This is a genomic window from Neisseria sp. SLRRB23, from assembly GCF_050896295.1.
Classification (GTDB): Bacteria; Pseudomonadota; Gammaproteobacteria; order Burkholderiales; family Neisseriaceae; genus Neisseria.
This window is the reverse complement of the sequence record NZ_JBPBFH010000118.1, coordinates 1-398: the sequence shown is the minus strand read 5'-3', so window position 1 is coordinate 398 and position 398 is coordinate 1. Positions and strand designations below refer to the sequence as shown.

Annotated in this window: 2 pseudogenes; both read right to left on the bottom strand. The window is 55.3% G+C overall.

The window, feature by feature from the left end:
* Positions 1-152: 152 nt before the first annotated feature.
* A pseudogene (locus ACRPFF_RS11380) lies at positions 153-272 on the bottom strand (transcription elongation factor GreA); the annotation flags it as partial.
* Positions 252-398: pseudogene (locus ACRPFF_RS11375) on the bottom strand (geranyl transferase); the annotation flags it as partial. The pseudogenes ACRPFF_RS11380 and ACRPFF_RS11375, both read right to left, overlap by 21 nt.

Genomic DNA, 398 nt, shown 5'->3' with positions numbered 1-398 from the left:
CATACGAGATGACGTCGAGTCTCGTGGGCTCGGAGATGTGTATAAGAGACAGGTGTTCGTACAGCCTGCCCGAATTGGAGCCGCGCCTCTTTTCGTTTAACAACCCGATGGGTTCCTGCCCGACTTGCGACGGCTTATGTGTATAAGAGACAGTATTCGGCGTTTTCGGACAAATCGCCGTGCGATCTGGCTTCGGCAATCGCTTCGATCACTTCGGGACGCGCCACGCTTTTGAGCTGCTGCAATTCCTGTTTCAGCAATTCCGACAACATCGCCAGCTGCCTCGAAGCAGGCAGGCCGGACGGACGCGCCAATACATCTACGGCTTGGGTCTGTAAAGCATCACCGGTCAGACGGTCGGTTGCTTCTCCATACTTCACATGGCAGTTCGGTTTGCC